We start from the raw sequence: 19893 nt of genomic DNA, 5'->3' as shown, positions 1-19893 counted from the left end.
TGGTCTTGACGTGACTGGTGTGATCACGGGTTCGGAGCCGCCTTCGACGGCGCCGTTCACCGGCTTGATGCCGCGTTGCTTCGGCAAGTTGGTGACTGTGCCCCGTGAAACCGCGGACGAGGCGCGGCCCGTACGCCACTGCAGTCTGCATCGAGGACCGGCTTCTGCTGGTCGCGGCGTACTGGCACGAACTTGACGCTGCGCCGACTCGTCCCGCTCTTCGGCGTCTCCAAGTCGGCTGCGGATCATCGACCGTCTCGGCGCCAAGCTCGCGGTATAGGACGCCGTCGGCGCCACCACCTGAAAGGCCAGGCCGAGCATCCCGTCTAGAAGCAGAGACACAATCGCTCCCGCAAGCAGGTCAGGCCCGCGTAGGGCACGCCTTCGCCCGCGTGAGGGGCCGGAAGGACTTCCGTGGCTGCCTCCGCAAGGCCACGAACAACCGGTCGGCGGCTATCCGGGTCTCCGGCTCAGCGACAGTTATTTGCGGGACAACCGCCGGGAACCACCGGTATTCAAAGGGATCCGAGCCGGTAGTTCCATGGGTTGGCCAATTGGCCGCTTGGTAAGGGAACGGCAAAATGGTCTCGGTCGTTCACGAGTCATGACAGCTATGACCCCCGGCTCGAACATCCCTCTCTCCGCCGCCCGCGTGACGGTGGACGTCGCCGCCCCGGTGCGGCTCGACGTATCGGGCCTGCTGCTCACGGGCGACGGCAAGGTGCGCTCCGACGACGACTTCATCTTCTACAACCAGCCGACGGGCCCCGGCGTGACCTACCGCTCCGGCGGCGGTACGGCACCCGACGCGATCACCGTCGACACCGGCGCCGTCCCGCCGGGCATCGAGAAGATCGTCGTCACCGCCAGCCCGGACGCGGCCGGCCAGAGCTTCCAGGGCATCGAGCCCACGGCCACGATCCGCAACGCGGACGACAACAGCGTGCTGGGCACCTTCACGCCCCCGCAGCTCGGCGCCGAGACGGCGCTCGTGGTCGTCGAGATCTACCTGCGCAACGGCGTCTGGAAGGCCCGAGCGGTCGGCCAGGGGTATGCGAACGGCCTGGCGGGCATCGCCACGGACTTCGGCGTCTCGGTCGAGGAACCCGCGGCGGCTCCGGCACCCGCACCGGTCGCCCCGCCGACCCCGACGGTGCAGACCCCGGTGGCACCCCCGGCCCCCGTGACTCCCCCGCCGCCGCCCGCCGCGCCCCCGCTCGGCGCCGGAAAGATCAACCTCGACAAGGGCCGCGTCAGCCTCCAGAAGAACCAGACGGTGTCCCTGGTCAAGGGCGGCCGTCCGCTCCTCTCCCAGGTCAAGATGGGCCTCGGCTGGGAGCCCGCGTACCGCGGCAAGGACATCGACCTGGACGCCTCGGTCATCGCCTACGGCCCGCAGCGCAACCACGTCGACAGCTGCTACTTCGGCAAGCTCTCGATCCTGAACGGCGCGATCAAGCACTCCGGGGACAATCTGACGGGCGAGGGCGGCGGTGACGACGAGGTGATCGTGGTCGACCTCGGCCGCATCCCTCAGGAGGTCACCGGCCTGGTCTTCACGGTCAACTCCTTCTCCGGCCAGAAGTTCACCGAGGTCGCCAAGGCCTACTGCCGCCTCCTGGACGCCGCGACCGGCGAGGAGCTGGTCCGCTTCGACCTCACCAACGCCGAGGCCCAGACCGGCGTCATGATGGCCAAGCTGGTCAAGCAGTTCTCCGGCGAGTGGGACATGACCGCGATGGGCAACTTCGTGAAGTCCCGCACGGTGCGCGGCATGGTCAAGCCGTCCGCCCAGGCACTCTGAGCAGTCCTACGACCGCTGCGGGCGCCCCTGGCCGAGGGGCGCCCGGCGGTTCACTCCCCCTGCCCCGCGGGCCGTAGCCCGTCCGTCAGCAGGGACAGATAGCGGCGGATGAACTTCCCCTGGCCGTCGGCCAGTTCGGAGGCCGTCGACACTCCGTGGGCCAGCCGCAGGACCTCGATCGGCTCGACGTCCTGACGCAGGGTGCCCTCCCGCTGCGCCGCCTCGACCAGCCGCTGCGCCGCCCCCTTCATGGACGTGCCGCAGGCGGTGAGCGCGGCCTGGCTGCCGTCCGTGACGGCCGAGCCGAGCAGGGTCTTCATCCCGCGCACCTGGATGGTGCCGACGCAGACCTCGTACAGCCACTCCACCAGGGCCTCGCCCGGCGGGAGTTCCTTCGCGAGCTCGTCCGCGCGGGTGCCGAGCGCCTCGATCCGGTCGACGTAGGCCGCCTCCAGCAGGGCCTGCCGGGTCGGGAAGTGCCGGTACAGCGTGCCCGAGCCGACGCCCGCGCGCTTGGCGATGTCGTCGAGGGACGCGTTCTCCCCGTGCTCGGCGAAGGACTCGGCCGCCACCTTCAGCAGTCGGTCGTAGTTGCGCCGGGCGTCCGCGCGCATGGGTCTGACCTGCGCCATCCAGATACTCCTTGCGAACCGGGGACTGTCTCCGTATCTTACCGAGTGCTAAACGGAGACAGTCCCCGCTTACCGTCGTATTCGTCGACGGGCAGTCCGTGCTGCCCGCACGTCACCTGCACGGGGACGCCAGACCGGGAGAACTCCATGTCCACCCCGTCCGCACCGTCCACCACTGTCGATGATCTCTCCACACCACCCCGACCCGCCAGGCTCGGCGCCGTCCTCTTCGCCGTCGTCACCGCCTATCTGATGGTCGGCGTCGACTCCACCGTCGTCAACGTCGCACTGCCGGACATCCAGAAGGACCTCGACTTCAGCCCCACCGGCCTGTCCTGGGTCCTCAACGCCTACACCCTCGCCTTCGGCGGGCTGCTCCTGCTCGGCGGCCGGGTCGGCGACATCGCAGGCCGCCGCCGCACACTCACGATCGGCGTCCTGCTCTTCGCCCTGTCCTCCCTGCTCGGCGGGCTCGCCACCGACAGCGTCTGGCTCCTCGCGGCCCGCGCGCTGCAGGGACTGGGCGCCGCCCTCATCGCGCCCAACACGCTCGCCCTGATCACCACCAACTTCCCGGAGGGCCCGCGCCGTCACCACGCGCTCGGCATCTACTCCTCCATGGCCGGCATCGGCGCCTCGATCGGCCTGGTCATCGGCGGCATGCTCACCTCGTGGGCATCCTGGCGCTGGGCCCTGCTGATCAACGTGCCGATCGGCGCCGCCGTCGCCCTGGCCCTGCCCCGCTTCGTCACCGAGACCCCGCGCCACGCGGGCCGGTTCGACGCGGCGGGCGCGCTGACCGGCACCGCCGGGATGACCTCGCTGGTGTACGCGTTCATCCGGGTCTCCTCGGACGGATGGGGCGATCTGCAGGCGCAGTTGGGCTTCAGTTTCGCGGCGGCACTGCTGGCGGGCTTCGCCCTCGCCGAGTCCCGTGCAGCCCAACCCATCATGCCGCTGCGGCTGTTCGCGGACCGCAACCGCGCGGGCGGCTACGCGGGCGTCCTGCTGCTGCCCGCGGGCATGTTCGGCGCCTTCTACTTCCTCACCCTGATCAGCCAACGGGTCCTGGACTACAGCCCGTTGCGCGCGGGCCTCGCGTTCCTGCCGATGACCCTGGCGATGTTCACGGTGGTCCGCCTCGTCCCGCGGCTGCTGGCCCGCCACGGCACCAAGCCGGTCCTGCTGACCGGCATGACCCTGATCGTCGTGTCGGCGGGCTGGCTGTGGCAACTCCGTTCCACTGACGGCTACTTGACCGGCCTGCTCGGCCCGCTGCTCCTCATGGGCATAGGCGTCGGCATGAGTTTCATGCCCCTGAACGCGACGATCCTCGCGGGCATCGCGCCCCGGGAGGCGGGCGCCGCCTCGGGACTGCTCCAGACCCTCCAGTGGCTCGGCGGCACCCTCGGCCTGTCCGTGCTGGTCACCGTCTTCGGCACGGCGACCCGGCACGCCACCGGATCGCCGTCCGAGATCCTCGTCCACGGCTCCGCCCGGGCGTTCGGCGTCGGTGCGCTGATCGCCCTGGCGGCGCTGCTGGTGGCGGCGTTCGTGATCACCGGGAGGAAGGCCGAGAAGACCGGAGGGACGGTCTAGAACAGCGCGCTGTACGCGTTCAGCGCGGGCTGGCCACCGAGGTGGGCGTACAGGACGGTGGAGTCGGCGGAGATCTCGCCGCGCGCGACGAGGTCGATCATCCCGGCCATCGACTTGCCCTCGTACACGGGGTCGGTGACCATCCCCTCGGTGCGGGCGGCGAGGCGCATCGCCTCCAGGGTGGTGTCGTCCGGGATGCCGTAGATACCGGCGTGGTAGCGGTCGTCGAGTTCGACGTCGTCCACGGTCAACTCCCGCTTCACCCCGATGAGTTGGCCGGTGGCGTGGGCGATGCGGGCCACCTGCTCGCGGGTCTCGGCGGGCTTCGCCGAGGCGTCGATGCCGAGCACCCGGCGCTCACGGCCGCCCGCCTCCTCGATCGCCCTGAACCCGGCGACCATGCCGGCCTGGGTGGAGCCGGTCACCGAGCACACCACCACCGTGTCGAAGAAGACGCCCAACTCCCGCTCCTGCTCGGCGACTTCGTGCGCCCAGTTGGCGAAGCCGAGGCCGCCGAGCGGGTGGTCGGAGGCGCCGGCCGGGATCGCGTACGGCTTGCCGCCGCCCTCCTCGACCTCGCGCAACGCCAGCTCCCAGCTCTCCTTGAAGCCGATGCCGAACCCGGCCTTCACCAGGCGTACGTCCGCTCCGGCGAGGCGGCTGATCAGGATGTTGCCGACCTTGTCGTAGACGGAGTCGGGCCACTCCACCCAACTCTCCTGGATCAGCACGCACTTGAGTCCGGCGCGGGCGGCACAGGCGGCGACCTGGCGGGTGTGGTTGGACTGCACGCCGCCGATCGAGACAAGGGTGTCGCAGCCCTTCGCGAGGGCGTCGGCGACGAGGTACTCCAGCTTGCGGGTCTTGTTGCCGCCGTACGCCACACCGGAGTTGCAGTCCTCGCGCTTGGCCCACAGGGCGGCGCCGCCGAGGTGGGCGGTGAGTCGCTCCAGCGGGTGGACGGGCGAGGGACCGAAGAGGAGGGGGTAACGGTCGTACGAGGAAAGGGACATGGGGACTCTCCCGGGTCGCTGGTCGGTCGGGGCGCGGGTCGGTCAGGGCACGGGTCAGTCGGCGTCGGCGAGGCCTTCGAGGCCCCGCCAGATCTCCGCCGTCACGCGGACCGCGGCGTCCACATCGCCCTCGGCGCATGCCTCGATGAGGCGCTCGTGCAGGCCTGCCGAACGGCAGTTGCCGCCCTCGCCGAAGCGTCGTCGCTCCAGCCGGCGGATGAGAGGGGTGTAGCGGGCGACTGTGGCGGCCGCGGCGCGGTTGCCGCTGACGTGGACCAGGACGTCGTGCAGTTCGTCGTCGGCGCGCAGCGCGGCGTCCACGTCACCGGCGCGCACGGCGGCGGCAAAGCGGTCGTTGGCCGCGCGCATCACATCAACGTCCGTGCCCTGCAGGAGCGGTACGGCGATCCGTGTCACCAACTCGTGCAGGGCACCGACGACGGCCGCCGCGTCCCGTACGTCGGCGGCCACGACCGGGGTCACCCGGGTGTAGCTCTGCGGCTTGCTCTCCAGGAGCCCGTCGTCCACGAGCCGTGAGAACGCCTCCCGCACGGGCGCCCGGGACAGCCCGAGCCGCTCGGCCAGCTCGGCGTCGCGCACCACCGCGCCGGGTTCGATCTCCCCGGCGACGATGGCGTCACGGATCGCTTCGTAGGCACGGTCCCTGAGCAGGGTGCGGCGGACGGGCCGTAGGGCTTCCATGGCCGTAATGCTAGAACTGAAATGTTAGATGTCAATGCCTCCTGGTGGGTCAGGCGGCCCAGGGCCAGTCCGCGTCCCGGGCCGACTCGAGGAGCGGGACCATCCGGAAGGCCGCGTCCGAGAGGCCGCCGAAGGTGTGCCGGTTGCCCCGGCCGGACGGGCCGTGGCCTGCCCGGTACCCGGCGAGGTTCCAGGTGTAGACCGGCACATGGGCCGGGACCTGCTCGGTCGGGTCGCCGTGCGGGTGGTGCGTGTACTGCTCGTCGGTGACGATCAGCACCCGGTCCTGGCCCCGGTAGTGCGCGCGGACCGCCGAGGTCGTGTCGGTGCCGCCCAGGTCGCCGAAGCGGCCCAGGACCTTGAGCACCGACTCGCCCGCGCCGAGGTCCAGGCGCCTGCTGGTCGTGCCGAACTCGACGAGGTCCGCGTCCGCCGCCCGCAGCGCGAGCGCCGTGCCGAAGATCGCCGCCGCGTCGGCGCGGTTCAGCTCCGAGCGGTCGGACAGCCGGGAGAAGAACATCGAGCCCGAGCGGTCCACGAGCACCAGCGTGCGGCCCGGCAGCGCGGGCACGTTGGCCAGCGAGTGGCCGAGCGCCTGCTCCAGCGGGTACGACCAGCGCAGCGAGGGCGCGTGCTGGAACGCGGCGAGGTACCGGAAGGGGAACTGCCGCGAGCGCGCGACCTCCGCCGGGTCGCTGATCTTCGCCGCCACCCGGGCCGCGACCTCGTCCGAGACCCCGGCCTCGTCGAAGTTGCGGAGATTCCTGACCAGCGCCATCGAGCCCATGGACGGGATGACGGCCTCCCAGGCCGCCTTGTCCATCGGGCCCTGCAGCCAGCCGGCCAGCGCCTCCCACGTCATCCCGGCCGCCGCGAGCCGCTCCGCGCCGTCGGCCGCCATGACGACCGCGCGCCGCCCCTCGACCGGCAGCGCCATCAACTCGCGGTGCGCGGTGAGGACTTCGTTCGAAGCGGGCGGCACGGCGGTGTCCGGGTGGTGCCGCCGGTCCAGCGCGTACTGGAACAGCTCGCCCTGCCACGCCTTGTCCGGGTCGGGTGCCGCGTGGACGAGGTTGAGGATGTCGCCGAAGCGGTAGCCCTTGGACGCGGTGTCGTACTTCAGCAGCGACTTGCCGCCGTAGAGACGGCGTACGGCGTCGGCGACACCGCGCTTGACGGGCTTCGGGATGTTCCGGCCGTAGCACGCGGTCCAGTACGCGAGCAGCTCGCCGGGCTCGTCCGGGCGGCGCAGCACAGAGTCGACGACCTGCCGGTTCGAGGGGCCGTCGGTGGCGCCGGCGTCGAGGCGGGCCTTCACGTACTCGGCGGCGCCCACGACGGCGGCCGTACGGAGGTTGCCCTCGCCGCGCAGCCAGCCGAGGAGGCCCGCCGTCCAGGCCGGGTCGGTGACGGCGAGCTCGCGCACGAGGGTCGCGAAGCGGTCGTCGCGGTCGGCGCCGGACTCGTAAAAGGTCTGCTGGGACACGAAATTGGTGACCGCGAGCAGGAAGAGCTCGGAGCGCGCGTCGCGCTCGCGGCCCCGGCCGCCCTCGTACGTACGGAGCACTCGGCCGGTGGAGGTGACCCGCGACGTGGGCTGGGCCTTCGCCGCCTTGGTGTTGAAGCGCGCCATGGTGAATTCCCCCGAATTCATTGTCCCTTGTTCCTCGGAAGGCGGGATTTTCGGAGGGAGGCGCGGCGAAAGGTGGGTGCCCGAGTTCAGAGAGCGGCGACGGACTTTTCAGATGCCCTACCCAATTGAGCTACACCGACCCGAAGTCGATGACGGGACTCGAACCCGCAACCGTCCGATCCAATGAAGTAACCGTTGCCTGCGCACCGGGCACCCACCATGAGCTGCGCCTCCCGAGATCAAGAACGGCTGCGGTGTCTTTTTCGGTTGCAACGAAGTAACCGCCGCCTGCGCACCGGGAGGTGCGTGCTGTTGTGATCTCAGAGTAGGAGGCACAGCTCCGGAGGGGCCAATCAATTAATTCCGTACGGGAGTTCAGCCGCGCTTCTGCCGCTTCCACGGCCCCGTGATCGCCAGCATGATCCCCGGGGTCTGGATGTTCGCGTAGAGGGTCTTGCCGTCGGGGGAGAAGGTCACGCCGGTGAACTCGCTGTATTCCGGGTTGTCTTCGGTGCCGATGTTCAGCTCGTTGCGGGCGATGGGGTAGGTGCGGCCGGAGTCGGTCGCGCCGAACAGGTGCTGGACGCCCTCGCCGTCCTCGGCGATGACGAGGCCGCCGTAGGGAGAGACGGTGATGTTGTCGGGGCCGTCGAACGCGCCGTCCACGGAGGGGTCCGGGTTGACGCCGATGAGGACCTTGAGGGTGAGGGTGCGGCGCTTGGGGTCGTAGAACCAGACGGCGCCGTCGTGCTGGACGGGGCTCTCCGTGCGGGCGTACGAGGAGACGATGTACGTGCCGCCGTCACCCCACCACATGCCCTCCAGCTTGCGGGCGCGGGTGACCTGGCCGGCGGCGAACTGCTTGCGGACGGACACCGTCTTCGCGTCCCGGTCGGGGACGTCGACCCAGTCGACTCCGTAGACCGTGCCGATCTTCGTGGCACGGGAGAGGTCGTCGATGAACTTGCCGCCGGAGTCGAAGCACTTGAAGGCCTGGAGGACGCCCGCGTCGTCGGCGAGGGTGCGGAGCTTGCCGCGGCCGTGGTGGAAGTGCTCCGGCGGGGTCCAGCGGTAGAGGAGGCCGTTCGGGCCGGACGCGTCCTCGGTGAGGTAGAGGTGGCCGCGCTTGGGGTCGACGACGACCGCTTCGTGGGCGTAGCGGCCAAGTGCCTTGATGGGCTTGGGGTTGCGGTTGGCGCGGCGGTCGACCGGGTCGACCTCGAAGACGTAGCCGTGGTCCTTGGTGAAGCCGTTGGTGCCGGCCTTGTCCTCGGTCTCCTCGCAGGTGAGCCAGGTGTCCCAAGGGGTGTTGCCGCCCGCGCAGTTGGTGGCGGTGCCGGCGATGCCGACCCACTCGGCGACGTGGTCGCGGCGGACCTCGACGACCGTGCAGCCGCCGGCCGCGGCGGGGTCGTAGACGAGGCCCTCGGTGAGCGGGACGGGGTGGGGCCACTGGGCGCGGGGGCCGGCCAGCTCGTGGTTGTTGACGAGGAGGGTGGTGCCGCGCGGGCCGTCGAAGGTGGACGTGCCGTCGTGGTTGGAGGGGGTGAACTCGCCTGATTCCAGCTTGGTCTTGCCGCTGTGGGTGATGACGCGGTATTTGAAGCCGGCGGGGAGGGCGAGGAGGCCGTCCGGGTCGGCGATCAGCGGGCCGTAGCCGACACCGACGTGGCCGTGTCCGTGGTCGTGGTCATGTCCCTGGCGGGCGGCGGCTTCCTCGGTGTCGGTGGACGCGAGGGCGTTGGGCGCGGTGGCGAGGGCGCCGACGCTGCCCGCCAGCGCGACCCCGGCACCTGTCATCGCGGACTTGGCGGTGAAATCCCTGCGGGTGAGCGACATGGTGTCTCCTGTGACGGTGGGTGTGCCGTGGAGGGTGGCGGACCTCGGTCGGCGCCACGCTCCCGCCCATGTCTGAACACGAGTTGAACACCGGCCGACTTCTCCGGGCTCTCTTCCATGAATCCGTCTGCGCCCGGCCACGAAGCCGTATGCGCTCACCCAAGGGATTCAAAAGCGGCCGGGGCCGCGTCGGCTCAACTCCCTTGCTGGGAGCGTGCCTTGAAGGCCGCCTTCCGTGCTTCCTTCGCGATCCGCTTGTCGGGGTGCAGGCGGCCCATCGCCTCCAGGACGTCCGCGGTCGCCGGGTGGTCGACCCGCCAGGCCGCGGCGAAGAAGCCGTTGTGCTGCTGGGCGAGGCCCTCGACCAGGGCCTGGAGCTCCTCGGAGTTGCCCTCGGCGGCGAGCTGGGCGGCGACCGTGTCGACGGTCAGCCAGAACACCAGGTCCTCGGAGGGCGCGGGGACGTCGCTCGCGCCGTGCTCGCTCAGCCAGACCCGGGCGAGGCCGCCCAGCTCGGGGTCGTCGAGCACCGCGCGCAGGGCGGGCTCGGCCTCCGCGCCGACGAGGGAGAGCGCCTGCTGGCAGAGCAGCCGCCGCAGGGGCGCGCCGGGGTCGCCGCCACGGGCCGCGGCGAGCAACTCCTGTGCCGCGGCGAGGGGTTCACGACCGGCCAGCCACTGTTCGATCTCGGCCTGCGCGGCCCGCTGCGGGAACCGCGAGGTCCCGTCGAGCAGCGCGTCCGCGCCCTTGTCCGCGAGGTCTCCTACGGCGGGGGCGGCGAAGCCCGCTTCGAGGAGGCGGGCGCGGAGGCCGTAGAGGCCGAGGGGGGTGAGGCGGACCATGCCGTAGCGGGTGACGTCGGTCTCGTCGACGGCGGCCGCGGGGCCCTCGCCGGGTTCGTCGACGTCGGCCATGAGGGCTTCGTCGACGGGCTGGTACTCGACGATGCCGACGGGTGCAAGCAGGCGGAACTGGTCGTCCAGGCGCATCATCGCGTCGGAGACCTGTTCCAGGACGTCGTTGGTGGGTTCGCCCATGTCGCTGGGGACGATCATCGAGGCGGCGAGCGCGGGCAGCGGGACGGGTCCGTCGCCGGGGCCGTCCTCGTTGACGGTGAGGAGGTAGAGGTTGCCGAGGACGCCGTCGAGGAACTCGGCCTCCGCCTCGGGGTCCCAGTCGAGTGACGAGAAATCGACCTCGCCGCCCTCGTCCATGGCGTCGACAAGACCGTCCAGATCGGGCACGCTCGCGTCCGCGAGGAGGGTGTCGAGGGCGCCGAGCCAGACCGCGAGGACGTCGTTCGGCGAGCCGGAGGTGAGCTGGGCCAGCTCCTCGCCGGCCGTGACGGTGCCCTCCTCCTCGTCGACGACCACGACGAGCCCGGTGTCGACGGCGACCCGCCAGGCCTCGCTGGCGTCGGCCGCGGCGTCGTCGCCGGTCAGCCCGAGGAGCTCGGCCGCGGCGGGCAGCTGCTCGTCGACAAGGCTGCCACCGGCGTCGATCCGGGTGTCGGGGCCCGCCCAGCGGGCCAGTTGTGCGGCGCGGGAGAGCAGGGGGGTGGACAGCGCGTCGCGCGCCAGCTCCGCTTCGGAGTGCAGCCGCACCGGCGGCAAGGGGGAGCTGTCTGACATCGGCGGGATCTCCTAGGGCGCCTCGAGGGCCGTACGACGGCCGTACACGACACACGACTCAGCCGCTCAGCCTAGACGGATTTCGACCCATGCCGCCCGGTTCATGTGCTGGCCACATGGTGTCCATGGCTGAAACCTTGACAACTGGCCTGCCCCGCAATGAGATTGACGCGCGTAGAAATGTCATGGACACCTGATCCAGGTAATTTCTACGCGCGTCGCTGCCGCCCCACCGGTCGCGGCTCCCACCGCCGCAGTACGTGTTCCCATCACCCTCGTCCCGGCACTCATGCATGTCCCCGGAGGGATCCCGTTGCCGAGCAAGTCCTCCGCGCGCCTCGCCGCGCTCACCGTCGCCGCCGCCTGTTCCGTGGCGTCCACGATCGTTCTCACCTCGCCCGCGCACGCCGACGGCGTCCGCATCCATGACATCCAGGGCACGACCCGGGTGTCCCCGTACGCCGGCCAGAAGGTCGCGGACGTCCCGGGCGTCGTCACCGGCATCCGCACCTACGGCTCGTCCAAGGGGTTCTGGTTCCAGGACGCGACCCCGGACGACAACCCGGCCACCAGCGAGGGCGTGTTCGTCTTCACCAGCTCGACCCCGACCGTCGCGGTCGGCGACGCGGTCACCGTCTCCGGCACGGTCTCCGAGTACGTCCCGGGCGGCGCCGCCACGGGCAACCAGTCGCTGACCGAGATCACCAAGCCGACGGTCACCGTCGTCTCCAAGGGCAACGCCGTACCGGCCGCCGTGGTGATCAGCGACAAGTCCGTGCCCAGCAGGTACACGCCGGCCGGTGACACCGCCGCGAGCGGTTCGATCAACGGGCTGACGCTGCAGCCGAAGAAGTACGCCCTGGACTACTACGAGTCCCTCGAGGGCATGAACGTCCAGGTCTCCGACGCCCGCGTGGTCACCGCGACCGACCCGTACGCGGAGCTGTGGGTCACGGTGAAGCCGCACGAGAACGCCACCAAGCGCGGCGGCACGGTCTACGGCTCCTACGACTCGCAGAACACCGGGCGCCTCCAGATCCAGTCCCTGGGCGCGACGGCGGACTTCCCCGTCGTCAACGTCGGCGACAGGCTCTCCGGCACCACGGCCGGCCCGATGGACTACAACTCGTACGGCGGCTACACCCTGGTCGCGAACGAGATCGGCACCGTGAAGAGCGCCGGTCTGAAGCGCGAGACGACGAAGAAGCAGTCGCGCGGCCAGCTCGCGGTGGCGACCTACAACGTCGAGAACCTCGACCCGTCGGACGGCACCTTCGCCGCGCACGCCTCGGCGATCGTGAACAACCTACAGTCCCCCGACATCGTGTCCCTGGAGGAGATCCAGGACAACAACGGCGCGACGGACGACGGCACGGTCGACGCGAGCGTCACGGTGAACAAGCTGATCGACGCGATCGTCGCGGCGGGCGGCCCGAAGTACGACTGGCGCTCGATCAACCCCGTCAACGACCAGGACGGCGGCGAGCCCGGCGGCAACATCCGCCAGGTGTTCCTGTTCAACCCGCAGCGGGTCTCCTTCACCGACCGCGCCAGCGGCGACTCGACGACCGCCGTCGGGGTCGCCAAGGTGCACGGCAAGGCGCAGCTGACGGCCTCCCCCGGCCGTGTCGACCCGGCCAACGCGGCCTGGAGCGCGAGCCGCAAGCCGCTCGCGGGCGAGTTCGTCTTCAAGGGCAAGACGGTGTTCGTGATCGCCAACCACCTGATCTCCAAGGGCGGCGACCAGGGCCTGACCGCGCAGTACCAGCCGGTCACCCGCAGCTCGGAGACCCAGCGGCACGCGCAGGCGACCGCGGTCAACGCCTTCGTCAAGCAGATCCTCGCGGCCCAGAAGGACGCGAACGTCATCACGCTCGGCGACATGAACGACTTCGAGTTCTCCGACACCGCGAAGATCCTCGAAGGCAGGGGCGAGCTGTACTCGGCGATCAAGTCCCTGCCGAAGAACGAGCGTTACACGTACGACTACCAGGGCAACGAGCAGGTCCTGGACCAGATCCTGATCAGCCCGTCGATCCGCAAGGACTGCTTCGAGTACGACAGCGTCCACATCAACTCGGAGTTCAACGACCAGATCAGCGACCACGACCCGCAGGTGCTGCGCTTCCAGCCGTAGCACCTACGGGCCCACGGGGGTGGGTGGACGGGGTCGCGCCGGCTCGCACCAGGTCAGGCGAAGACCCCGTCCAGCCAGCTCTGCCAGGCGAGTTCGTTCGTCTTGGCGTCGGCGTCCGCGGCGAAGTCGTGGACGCTGACGCCGACCGGGGCACCCCAGTGGTTGCGCCCGAAGAACCGGATCAGCGCGCTGTCGGTGCGCAGTCCGATGAAGTACGGGTCACGGAAGTCGACCACGGCGTCCAGGAGTTGGCCCTCGGGACCGCGCGCCTGCACCCGCGCTCCCTTGGAGACGTCGTCCGCGAGGCCGAGCGCCCGGGCCGCAACCTCCAGCGATTCGGGGGCGGTTGAGGCATCCGGCGCGTTCAGCGTGGCGAAGGCGACCGGCCGGCCCGCGAAGTGTGTGACGTACTCGCGCAGGGTGTGCATGTAGAACGCGTTGTGCTTGCTCGCGCCGTCGAACTGGTTGTCCCAGTCGTCGGTGAAGATCCCGCTGTGGACGTACCGCACCCAGGCGCGCCTGCCGCCGTCGCGGGGCTCGATGGTCTCGTCGATCTGGTTGAGGCTCTGGGTGGGGAACCCGACGTCCTCGGTACGGGCGGTCAGCCGGTGCGGCGGTTCGAAGTTGGTGAGGGTCGACCCGAAGGGCCCGACGCGCTTCTCCCCGTCGAACTCCATCGGCCACAGCCAGCCGCCGGTGCCGGAGGTGACGGCGTCCCACACCTCGTCCGGCGTGGCGTCGACCTCAAACTCGTAGACGATCTCGAATTCCTTGGACATGGCTAGCTCCTGAGTACTACTGGGTCTACTGGTCCAGTTCCGGGGTGGGCGGTGTCTTGAGCGTGGGGTGGACGGCGATGACGATCCGGTGGTCGCGGCCCTCGTCGGTCTCCCCCGCGTCGTACTTGCGGATGAGGGCGCTCACCCCGGCGGTCAGTTCCTGGATGAACGCGGCGCGGTCGGCGGCGGACGCGAAGCGCACCTCGCCGTCGAGCGCGTAGGTGGCCAGCCGCTTGTGCGCCTTGGCCGCGCCGGTGATCAGCGAGCCGACATCCCGCACCAGGCGGGCGCCGAGCGCCAGCAGCCAGCGCGCGGAGAGCTGGTCGCGGAACCGGTCCGGGTCCGGCTGCACGGCGGCGAGCGCGAGCGGCGAGATGACGTACGACGCGGCGGTCGCCCGCATCAGCCGCTCGGTGACATTGCCCTTGCGCCGCTCGTCGGCCAGCTCGACCAGGCCGTGCCGCTCCAGCGCCTTGAGGTGGTAGTTCACCTTCTGCCGGGGCAGTCCGACCCTGCCGGCCAGCATGGTGGCCGACGCGGGTCCGGCCGCCAGTTCGGCGAGCAGCCGGGCCCTTATGGGGTCAAGCGAGACGGCGGCGGCCTCGGGGTCCTCGATCACGGTGACGTCCAGCATGCGTCCACCGTCTCACCGAACACTTTTTTTGTCCAGGCGGGTGTGGTTGTCGGTGGAGAGGGTTCGGCGGGTCAGTCGGGGACCAGGCCGAGGGCGTGGTCGTAGCGGCTGACGGTGGTGCTCCTCAGGCCGGGCCAGGTCTGGACGCGTTCCCACAGGGCGGTGGCGGAGCCGATGCCGTCGCCGGGGGCGGAGAGGGCGTCGAGGTGGGACTGGGCGCTGTCCCACTCGGCGTAGTTGAGGACGCGGGTGCCGTCGGTGGAGAGGTGGAAGTGGGCGGAGATGCCGCCGGGGTGCGGGGCGGGTTCGTTGGCCAGGGCCTCGAACACGGCGTCCACCCAGGCGTGTTGACGCGCGGAGTCCGGCCCTTCGAACTCGACGTCGACGATCACGATGCACCCCGGGACACGGCCGCCCCGGTCCGCCGGTCCGCCGCTGCGGTAGTGGCGGTAGCGGGTGAGGCCGAGGCGTTCGATGTCCGGTACGGCGGTGTCGATCTCGTCGACGCGTTCCTGGCGGCGGGTCCTGGCGAAGGCTTCGTAGGCCTGCTCGCTCGTCCACTGCGAGTAGTGCAGCAGGGTGGAGGCGTCGTGGCCGGTGTAGACGTGGTAGCCGAGGAGGTCGTCGGCGGGCCACGGGCGGCGCTCCCAGGCGGCCGCGACCGCCTCGACGGACCGGCGTTGCCGCAGCGGGGTTCCGACCCGCCAGGTGCTGAAGAAGGGGGCGCCGACGCGGGGGTCGGCGAGGTCGGGGTGGGAGTCGGTGCGGCGGGTCGTACGGGTCGTGCGGGACGTGCCGGTCATGTTGGCCTCCGGTGGTCGGTACGGGTGTGCGTCACCGACCAGCCTTCAACCTCGACCAAACTTGAGGTCAAGGCCGCCCGCCGCCGTCCTCCTACTGCGGCTTCCCGCCCCCTTCCAGCCGGGCCAGCCGGCTCTGGAACCAGTCGAGCCGGGCCTGCAACAGGGCTGCCTCGGCGAGGAGTTCGGGCACGCCGAGGTCCTCGGGGAGTCCGGGGTCGACGGTCGCCCTGTGCGTGCCGCCGCCCGCCACCACCCGCAGTCCGTCCCCGGCCAGCCGGGCGAACTCGGCGAGCGAGACGGACGTACGGCCGCGCACGCAGCCCGGGCACGCGGCGGCCAGGGCACGCCAACCGGGCCTGCCCCGGCCCGCGTCGGCGAGCGCCACGGCCCGCGCGCCGCAGACACAGGGGCCGACGGTGGCGGTGCGGACGCGCTGGCGGGCGTAGCGGAAGCCGAGTTCGAAACGGAGGTAGGCGCCGAGCACGGTGACGTCGAGGAGGACCGCCGCACGGTGCTCCTCCATGCACAACAGGGCTTCCGCGGCGGCCCGTTCGTGCACACAGTGGAAGCCGCAGTCGCAGCGCCGCGCGGGCGAACGGTGGCGGCGGCCGTACACGCAGGACGCGTCGGCCACGACTCCGTACGGCAGCGCGCCGCCCAGCGACACACCGGTGAACCCGGCCCGGGTGCCGTCCTGGGACAGCACCGGGTGGGCGATCTTGAATCCGGTCGGCGGCTCCGTCGGACGTTCCTCGGGGAGCCGCAGCCTCATCGGGTGACCGGGACCTCTTCGGGCACCGTCAGCTCCGCGACCTCCGCGAACTCGCCCGTCTCCTGCGGGAGTTCGAGTTCACCGTCGTGGATCTGCGGCCGCTCCTCGGCGACTCCGGTGGCCAGTGCCTTGCCGAGCTTCATGACGCCTCCCGTGACCAGGGGTGGATCAACTTCCCACGTCTGTGACCTTCCTGGCCATGGTGACCCATGAAGGGGCCAATTGGACATAGGGCCTTGGGGAGAGCGCGTTGGGGAGAGGGCCTTGGAAAGAGGGCGTGCGGCCAGAGGTCGGGGGCCCGGGGTTGGGGGCCCAAGGTTGGGGGCCCGGGGATCTTCGGCCTCGGCGGCCCGCCACGCCGCGAGGCCGTCCGGCCCACACGGCCGACCTGGATGCCGCCGGCCGGCTCTCGGGAGCCCCGGCTCTAGTACGGACCGCCCCGGAAGTAGACGCTCCTGTACGGGCGAGGGCGGTCGCCGTGTTCGTGGGCGGCGTCGGAGCGGTCGGCGGGGGTCGAGCGCTCGGCCAGGGCTCGCAGTGTCCTCAGGCCGGCCAGGATCTCGGCACGGTGCTCGGAGGTCTTCATCCAGGCGGGCAGCCTCGGGAACATCGCCCTCGTCGGGGACAGTGCGCCGCGCTCGCGCAACCGGGCGCCCACGTAGGCCGCGAGAGCGTCGACGTGTTCCTCGTCGTAGGCCCAGAGGGTGTGGCCCACGCAGCGGGTCTGGAGCCAGAGCGGGCGCCGGAAGAAGGGGTCCTCGGTGCCGCCCGGCTCCGTGCCGACCAGGGCGTTGTCCCGCATCGCGGCTTCCCAGTCGGCGACTGCTCCGCACCCCGCGCAGGTCAACCGGCGTGGCTGGAACAGGAGTTCCGAGGCGTACCGGGGCGCGGGCAGCCCAGGACGCGGGACCACGAGCGCGCGGCCACCGCAGCGGGGGCAGACCACCTGAATGCGGCGGGTGAAGTGGGCGAGCGGGACGTTGTCGTCGCGGTGGCGGACGGGGAGGGCGGGGGCTCCTTCCGCGTCACGCCGTCGCGCGGAGTCCCCGGTGTCTTCGTTGTCCCCAGCGTCCCCTGTGTCGCCGCTCCCCGTCACGCCGCCACCCACCGTCGTCCGTCATTCCGCAGCATGTCTTATCTATACCCCGTAGAAGAATTAAGTGGAGCTTCACTGTCGCACTGCCGAGACTACTCCCATGACGAACCCGGCCCCCTCCGCCCCACCCCCCTTCGGCCGCGCCCTGTGCGCCATGGTCACCCCCTTCACCGAGGCGGGGGCGCTCGACCTTCCCGGGGCTCAACTCCTCGCCGTACGGCTGGTGTCGGAGGGGTGTGACGGGCTGGTGCTGTCCGGGACGACCGGGGAGTCGCCGACCACGTCGGACGCGGAGAAGGCGGCGCTGGTCACGGCGGTACGGGAGGCCGTCGGGGACGGGGTGCCGCTCGTGTCGGGGGTGGGGACGTCCGACACCCGGCACACCGTCGAACTCGCCCGGCAGGCCGAACAGGCGGGCGCGGACGGGGTGTTGGTGGTCTCGCCGTACTACAGCAGGCCGCCGCAGGACGCCCTGGAGGCGCACTTCCGCGAGGTCGCCGACGCCTCGGGACTGCCCCTCGTGCTCTACGACATCCCGGGCCGCACCGGCACCCGGATCGAGCCCGAGACCTTGATCCGGCTCGCCGAGCACCCCAGGATCGTCGCGGTCAAGGACTGCTCCTACGACTTCCTCGGCACCCAGAAGGTGCTGGGTCGCACGGACTTGGCGTACTACGCGGGCTGCGACGAGCACATCCTCGCGCTGTACGCGGTGGGCGCGGCGGGCTATGTGAGCACGGTCGCGAACGTCGTCCCAGCCCGACTCCGGGCGATCCTCGACGCGTTCGAGGCGGGCGACACCCCCGTGTCCGCCCGCCTCCAACAACGCGCCACGCCGCTCATCGAGTTGATGATGGCGGCGGGGCTCCCCGGCACCGTGACGGCCAAGGCGCTCCTCAACTCGCTCGGGCTGCCGGGTGGTTCGGTGCGTGCGCCGCTGCGGGCCGCCGGCCGGGATGCGGTCGACGGGCTGGTGGCGGCTTATGAGGGGTTCGTCGCCGGATGACGGCAACGGCCCCAAGTCGGCCCCGAGCGCTCACCGTTCGGCGAAGACCGGTGCCCAGTACTTCGTGTAGATGTCCTTGTACGTGCCGCTGAGCGGTACGACCTTGTCGCTGCCGATCGTGACCAGCACGAGCCGGGGCAGATACGTCTCCTCCAGACTCGTGGTCCGCTCCCAGGCGATGAGCCGCCTGTCGTCGACCCAGGCGAGCAGGTGGCTGCCGCGGACCTTGGTGATCTCCTTGCCCGTACGGGGATCACGGATCGAGGAGTACGACTTCCCGGGGGATCCGCCGACCTCCTTGGTCAGACCGAGGGCGGCGAGCCGCCGGTTCGGGGACAGCCGCGCGTCGACGTCCGCCCGCAGGTACTTCTCCTCCGGGGGCGCGGCGATCTTGTCGCCGTCGAGGCCGTAGAACTGCTCGCTGCCGTCCCGGTCCCCGAGTACCTGCGCGTACACCTGCTCGCCGGAGCGGGTGAAGCGGAAGTCCTGGCGGCTCTGGACCCTGGTGTCCTTCGCGACACCGCTCCAAGTGCCCTTGCCGGTGGCCGTGTCGAGGGCGTAGAAGCCCGTACGACTGGACTCGCCGCGCGGTGCCAGCCAGTCCGCCGCGCCGGTGTCCGCGTTCACCGCCGACAGCGTGCGGGCATCGGGATTGTCGTCGTAGGTCGTCGCGACGATCCTGCCGCCGTCGTGCGAGAACTCGACGGCGCCGACACCGCGTTCGACCGGGATCCAGCGCTCGACCCTGCCCGTGGTGAGGTCGAGGATGCCGATCCGGTGGGCGGGCAGGTTCTGTTCCAGCACGGCGGCGGTGTGCATGCCGGGCGCGACGGCGACGTAGGACCACCTGGTGTTCTTCCGGTACTTGTCCGTGCGCGGGTCGAGCAGCCAGTAGGTGCGGGTGAAGACCCCCTCGACGGACGTCCGCGCCACGGTGTCGGCCGTGTAGTACGCGGCGAGCGCCGTCCCGCCGGCCGCGATCAGGTCGCGGGGCGGCCATTGGTCGGGGTGCGTCACGACCCCGTCGATCACCTCGGCGGGGCGCACGTCGGTCCGGCCCGGTTCCAGCAGGGGCACGGCCACCGCGACCGTGATCACGGCGACCGCGGCGGCGGCGACGGTCGCGAGCCGGCGTGTCCGACGGCGGCGGACGGCCAGCACCCGGTCGGCGAACCCCGTAGCCGGCGGCGTCTGCCGGGAGGCCTGCTCGCGCAGGGAGTCGCGCACCAGTTCCTCGATGTTCACGGACGTGCCTCCACGGGTGAGAAGTCACGGGACGGCACGTCGGCGGCACCGTGCGGGCCGATCGCGGCCAACTCCGGTGCGAGGACGCGCAGTCGGGCCAGCGAGCGGTGGGTGGTGGAGCGCACGGTGCCGACCGAGCAGCCGAGGAGGCGGGCGACGTCGCCCTCGGGCAGGTCCTCGAAGTAGCGCAGCACGAGGACGGTGCGCTGGCGGGCGGTGAGCCGGGACAGTGCCTCGCGCATCACCAGGCGCAGTTCGGCTGCTGCGGCCGCGTCGACGTCCGCGCCGGCCTCGGGCGGTTCGGCGACGCTGACCTCGCGGCGGCGCCACTTCAGGCGCCAGCGGCTGACCTGCTGGCGGTACAGGATCCGCCGTACGTAGGCCTCGGGCTCGTCGATCCGCTGCCACCGTCCGGCCGCCTTGACCAGGGCGTTCTGGAGCAGGTCCTCACCGGCGTGCTGGTCTCCCCCGCAGAGCAGCACCGCCGTCTTCAGCAGTGCCGACGATCTGCTGTCCACGAAGTCCCGGAAACCCTCCAGCCCTTCGGCATTCATCGTCACCTTCTCTT

Annotated in this window: 18 protein-coding genes and 1 pseudogene; 5 read left to right on the top strand and 14 right to left on the bottom strand. The window is 71.0% G+C overall.

Features of this window, described 5'->3' with window-relative positions:
* Positions 1–10: 10 nt before the first annotated feature.
* Positions 11–246 (top strand): annotated as a pseudogene (locus tag OHT77_RS33750) (transposase family protein); the annotation flags it as partial.
* A 367-nt stretch (positions 247–613) separates the two neighbouring features.
* The gene (locus OHT77_RS33745) at positions 614–1804 is read left to right on the top strand and encodes a TerD family protein (RefSeq protein WP_328834424.1); all 1191 of its coding nucleotides are present in this window, start codon (positions 614–616) and stop codon (positions 1802–1804) included.
* Positions 1805–1854: 50 nt separating this feature from the next.
* Here OHT77_RS33745 and OHT77_RS33740 read toward each other — a convergent pair whose 3' ends face one another.
* Positions 1855–2436, bottom strand: a complete 582-nt coding sequence (locus tag OHT77_RS33740; protein ID WP_328832204.1) for a TetR/AcrR family transcriptional regulator — start codon at positions 2434–2436, stop codon at positions 1855–1857.
* A 147-nt stretch (positions 2437–2583) separates the two neighbouring features.
* On the opposite strand from OHT77_RS33740, the gene OHT77_RS33735 reads away from it, so the two are divergent.
* Entirely contained in the window at positions 2584–4035 is a 1452-nt protein-coding gene (locus OHT77_RS33735; RefSeq protein WP_328832203.1) for an MFS transporter, read from the top strand.
* Here OHT77_RS33735 and OHT77_RS33730 read toward each other — a convergent pair.
* From OHT77_RS33730 to OHT77_RS33710, 5 genes are all read right to left on the bottom strand, one after another.
* Complete coding sequence (locus OHT77_RS33730) at positions 4032–5048, bottom strand: 1-aminocyclopropane-1-carboxylate deaminase (RefSeq protein WP_328832202.1); 1017 nt, start codon at positions 5046–5048, stop codon at positions 4032–4034. The two genes, OHT77_RS33735 and OHT77_RS33730, sit on opposite strands and share 4 nt — an antisense overlap.
* A gap of 54 nt (positions 5049–5102) precedes the next feature.
* Positions 5103–5750: a GntR family transcriptional regulator gene (locus OHT77_RS33725; RefSeq protein WP_328832201.1), complete on the bottom strand. Its 648-nt coding sequence runs from the start codon at positions 5748–5750 to the stop codon at positions 5103–5105.
* A 49-nt stretch (positions 5751–5799) separates the two neighbouring features.
* Complete coding sequence (locus OHT77_RS33720) at positions 5800–7383, bottom strand: TROVE domain-containing protein (RefSeq protein WP_328832200.1); 1584 nt, start codon at positions 7381–7383, stop codon at positions 5800–5802.
* 375 nt (positions 7384–7758) lie between these two features.
* Positions 7759–9222 carry an alkaline phosphatase PhoX gene (locus OHT77_RS33715; RefSeq protein ID WP_328832199.1) on the bottom strand — a complete coding sequence of 488 codons (1464 nt, stop codon included), beginning with the start codon at positions 9220–9222 and terminating at the stop codon, positions 7759–7761.
* Between the two features lie 194 nt (positions 9223–9416).
* Entirely contained in the window at positions 9417–10853 is a 1437-nt protein-coding gene (locus tag OHT77_RS33710; RefSeq protein ID WP_328832198.1) for a hypothetical protein, read from the bottom strand.
* A gap of 313 nt (positions 10854–11166) precedes the next feature.
* On the opposite strand from OHT77_RS33710, the gene OHT77_RS33705 reads away from it, so the two are divergent.
* A complete protein-coding gene (locus tag OHT77_RS33705; RefSeq protein ID WP_328832197.1) occupies positions 11167–12990 on the top strand; it encodes an endonuclease/exonuclease/phosphatase family protein in 1824 nt (607 codons plus the stop codon).
* A gap of 53 nt (positions 12991–13043) precedes the next feature.
* On the opposite strand, the gene OHT77_RS33700 is transcribed toward OHT77_RS33705, so the two are convergent.
* The 6 genes from OHT77_RS33700 to OHT77_RS33675 all read right to left on the bottom strand — a co-directional run bounded on the left by OHT77_RS33700 (position 13044) and on the right by OHT77_RS33675 (position 17074).
* On the bottom strand, positions 13044–13769 hold the full coding sequence (locus OHT77_RS33700) for an SRPBCC domain-containing protein (protein WP_328832196.1): 726 nt from the start codon (positions 13767–13769) through the stop codon (positions 13044–13046).
* 25 nt (positions 13770–13794) lie between these two features.
* Positions 13795–14403 (bottom strand): ArsR/SmtB family transcription factor, encoded by a 609-nt coding sequence (locus tag OHT77_RS33695; protein ID WP_328832195.1) that lies wholly within the window; start codon positions 14401–14403, stop codon positions 13795–13797.
* A 71-nt stretch (positions 14404–14474) separates the two neighbouring features.
* Entirely contained in the window at positions 14475–15206 is a 732-nt protein-coding gene (locus OHT77_RS33690; RefSeq protein WP_328832194.1) for an antibiotic biosynthesis monooxygenase, read from the bottom strand.
* 91 nt (positions 15207–15297) lie between these two features.
* The gene (locus OHT77_RS33685) at positions 15298–15978 is read right to left on the bottom strand and encodes a hypothetical protein (protein ID WP_328832193.1); all 681 of its coding nucleotides are present in this window, start codon (positions 15976–15978) and stop codon (positions 15298–15300) included.
* Entirely contained in the window at positions 15975–16121 is a 147-nt protein-coding gene (locus OHT77_RS33680) for a hypothetical protein (RefSeq protein ID WP_328832192.1), read from the bottom strand. The genes OHT77_RS33685 and OHT77_RS33680 overlap by 4 nt, the downstream gene beginning before the upstream one ends.
* A gap of 281 nt (positions 16122–16402) precedes the next feature.
* Positions 16403–17074, bottom strand: coding sequence for a hypothetical protein (locus OHT77_RS33675; RefSeq protein WP_328832191.1), 672 nt, complete (start codon positions 17072–17074; stop codon positions 16403–16405).
* A 100-nt stretch (positions 17075–17174) separates the two neighbouring features.
* Between OHT77_RS33675 and dapA the strand changes: the two genes are divergently transcribed.
* Positions 17175–18080: a 4-hydroxy-tetrahydrodipicolinate synthase gene (gene dapA, locus OHT77_RS33670; protein ID WP_328832190.1), complete on the top strand. Its 906-nt coding sequence runs from the start codon at positions 17175–17177 to the stop codon at positions 18078–18080.
* A gap of 30 nt (positions 18081–18110) precedes the next feature.
* On the opposite strand, the gene OHT77_RS33665 is transcribed toward dapA, so the two are convergent.
* Together OHT77_RS33665 and OHT77_RS33660 are read right to left on the bottom strand one after the other, a co-directional pair.
* Entirely contained in the window at positions 18111–19325 is a 1215-nt protein-coding gene (locus OHT77_RS33665) for a WD40 repeat domain-containing protein (protein WP_328832189.1), read from the bottom strand.
* On the bottom strand, positions 19322–19879 hold the full coding sequence (locus OHT77_RS33660) for a SigE family RNA polymerase sigma factor (protein ID WP_328834423.1): 558 nt from the start codon (positions 19877–19879) through the stop codon (positions 19322–19324). The genes OHT77_RS33665 and OHT77_RS33660 overlap by 4 nt, the downstream gene beginning before the upstream one ends.
* Between the last annotated feature and the right edge of the window lie 14 nt (positions 19880–19893).

The sequence above is a fragment of the Streptomyces sp. NBC_00252 genome (assembly GCF_036187565.1).
Taxonomy (GTDB): Bacteria; Actinomycetota; Actinomycetes; order Streptomycetales; family Streptomycetaceae; genus Streptomyces.
This window is presented reverse-complemented; position numbering and strand designations above follow the sequence as displayed.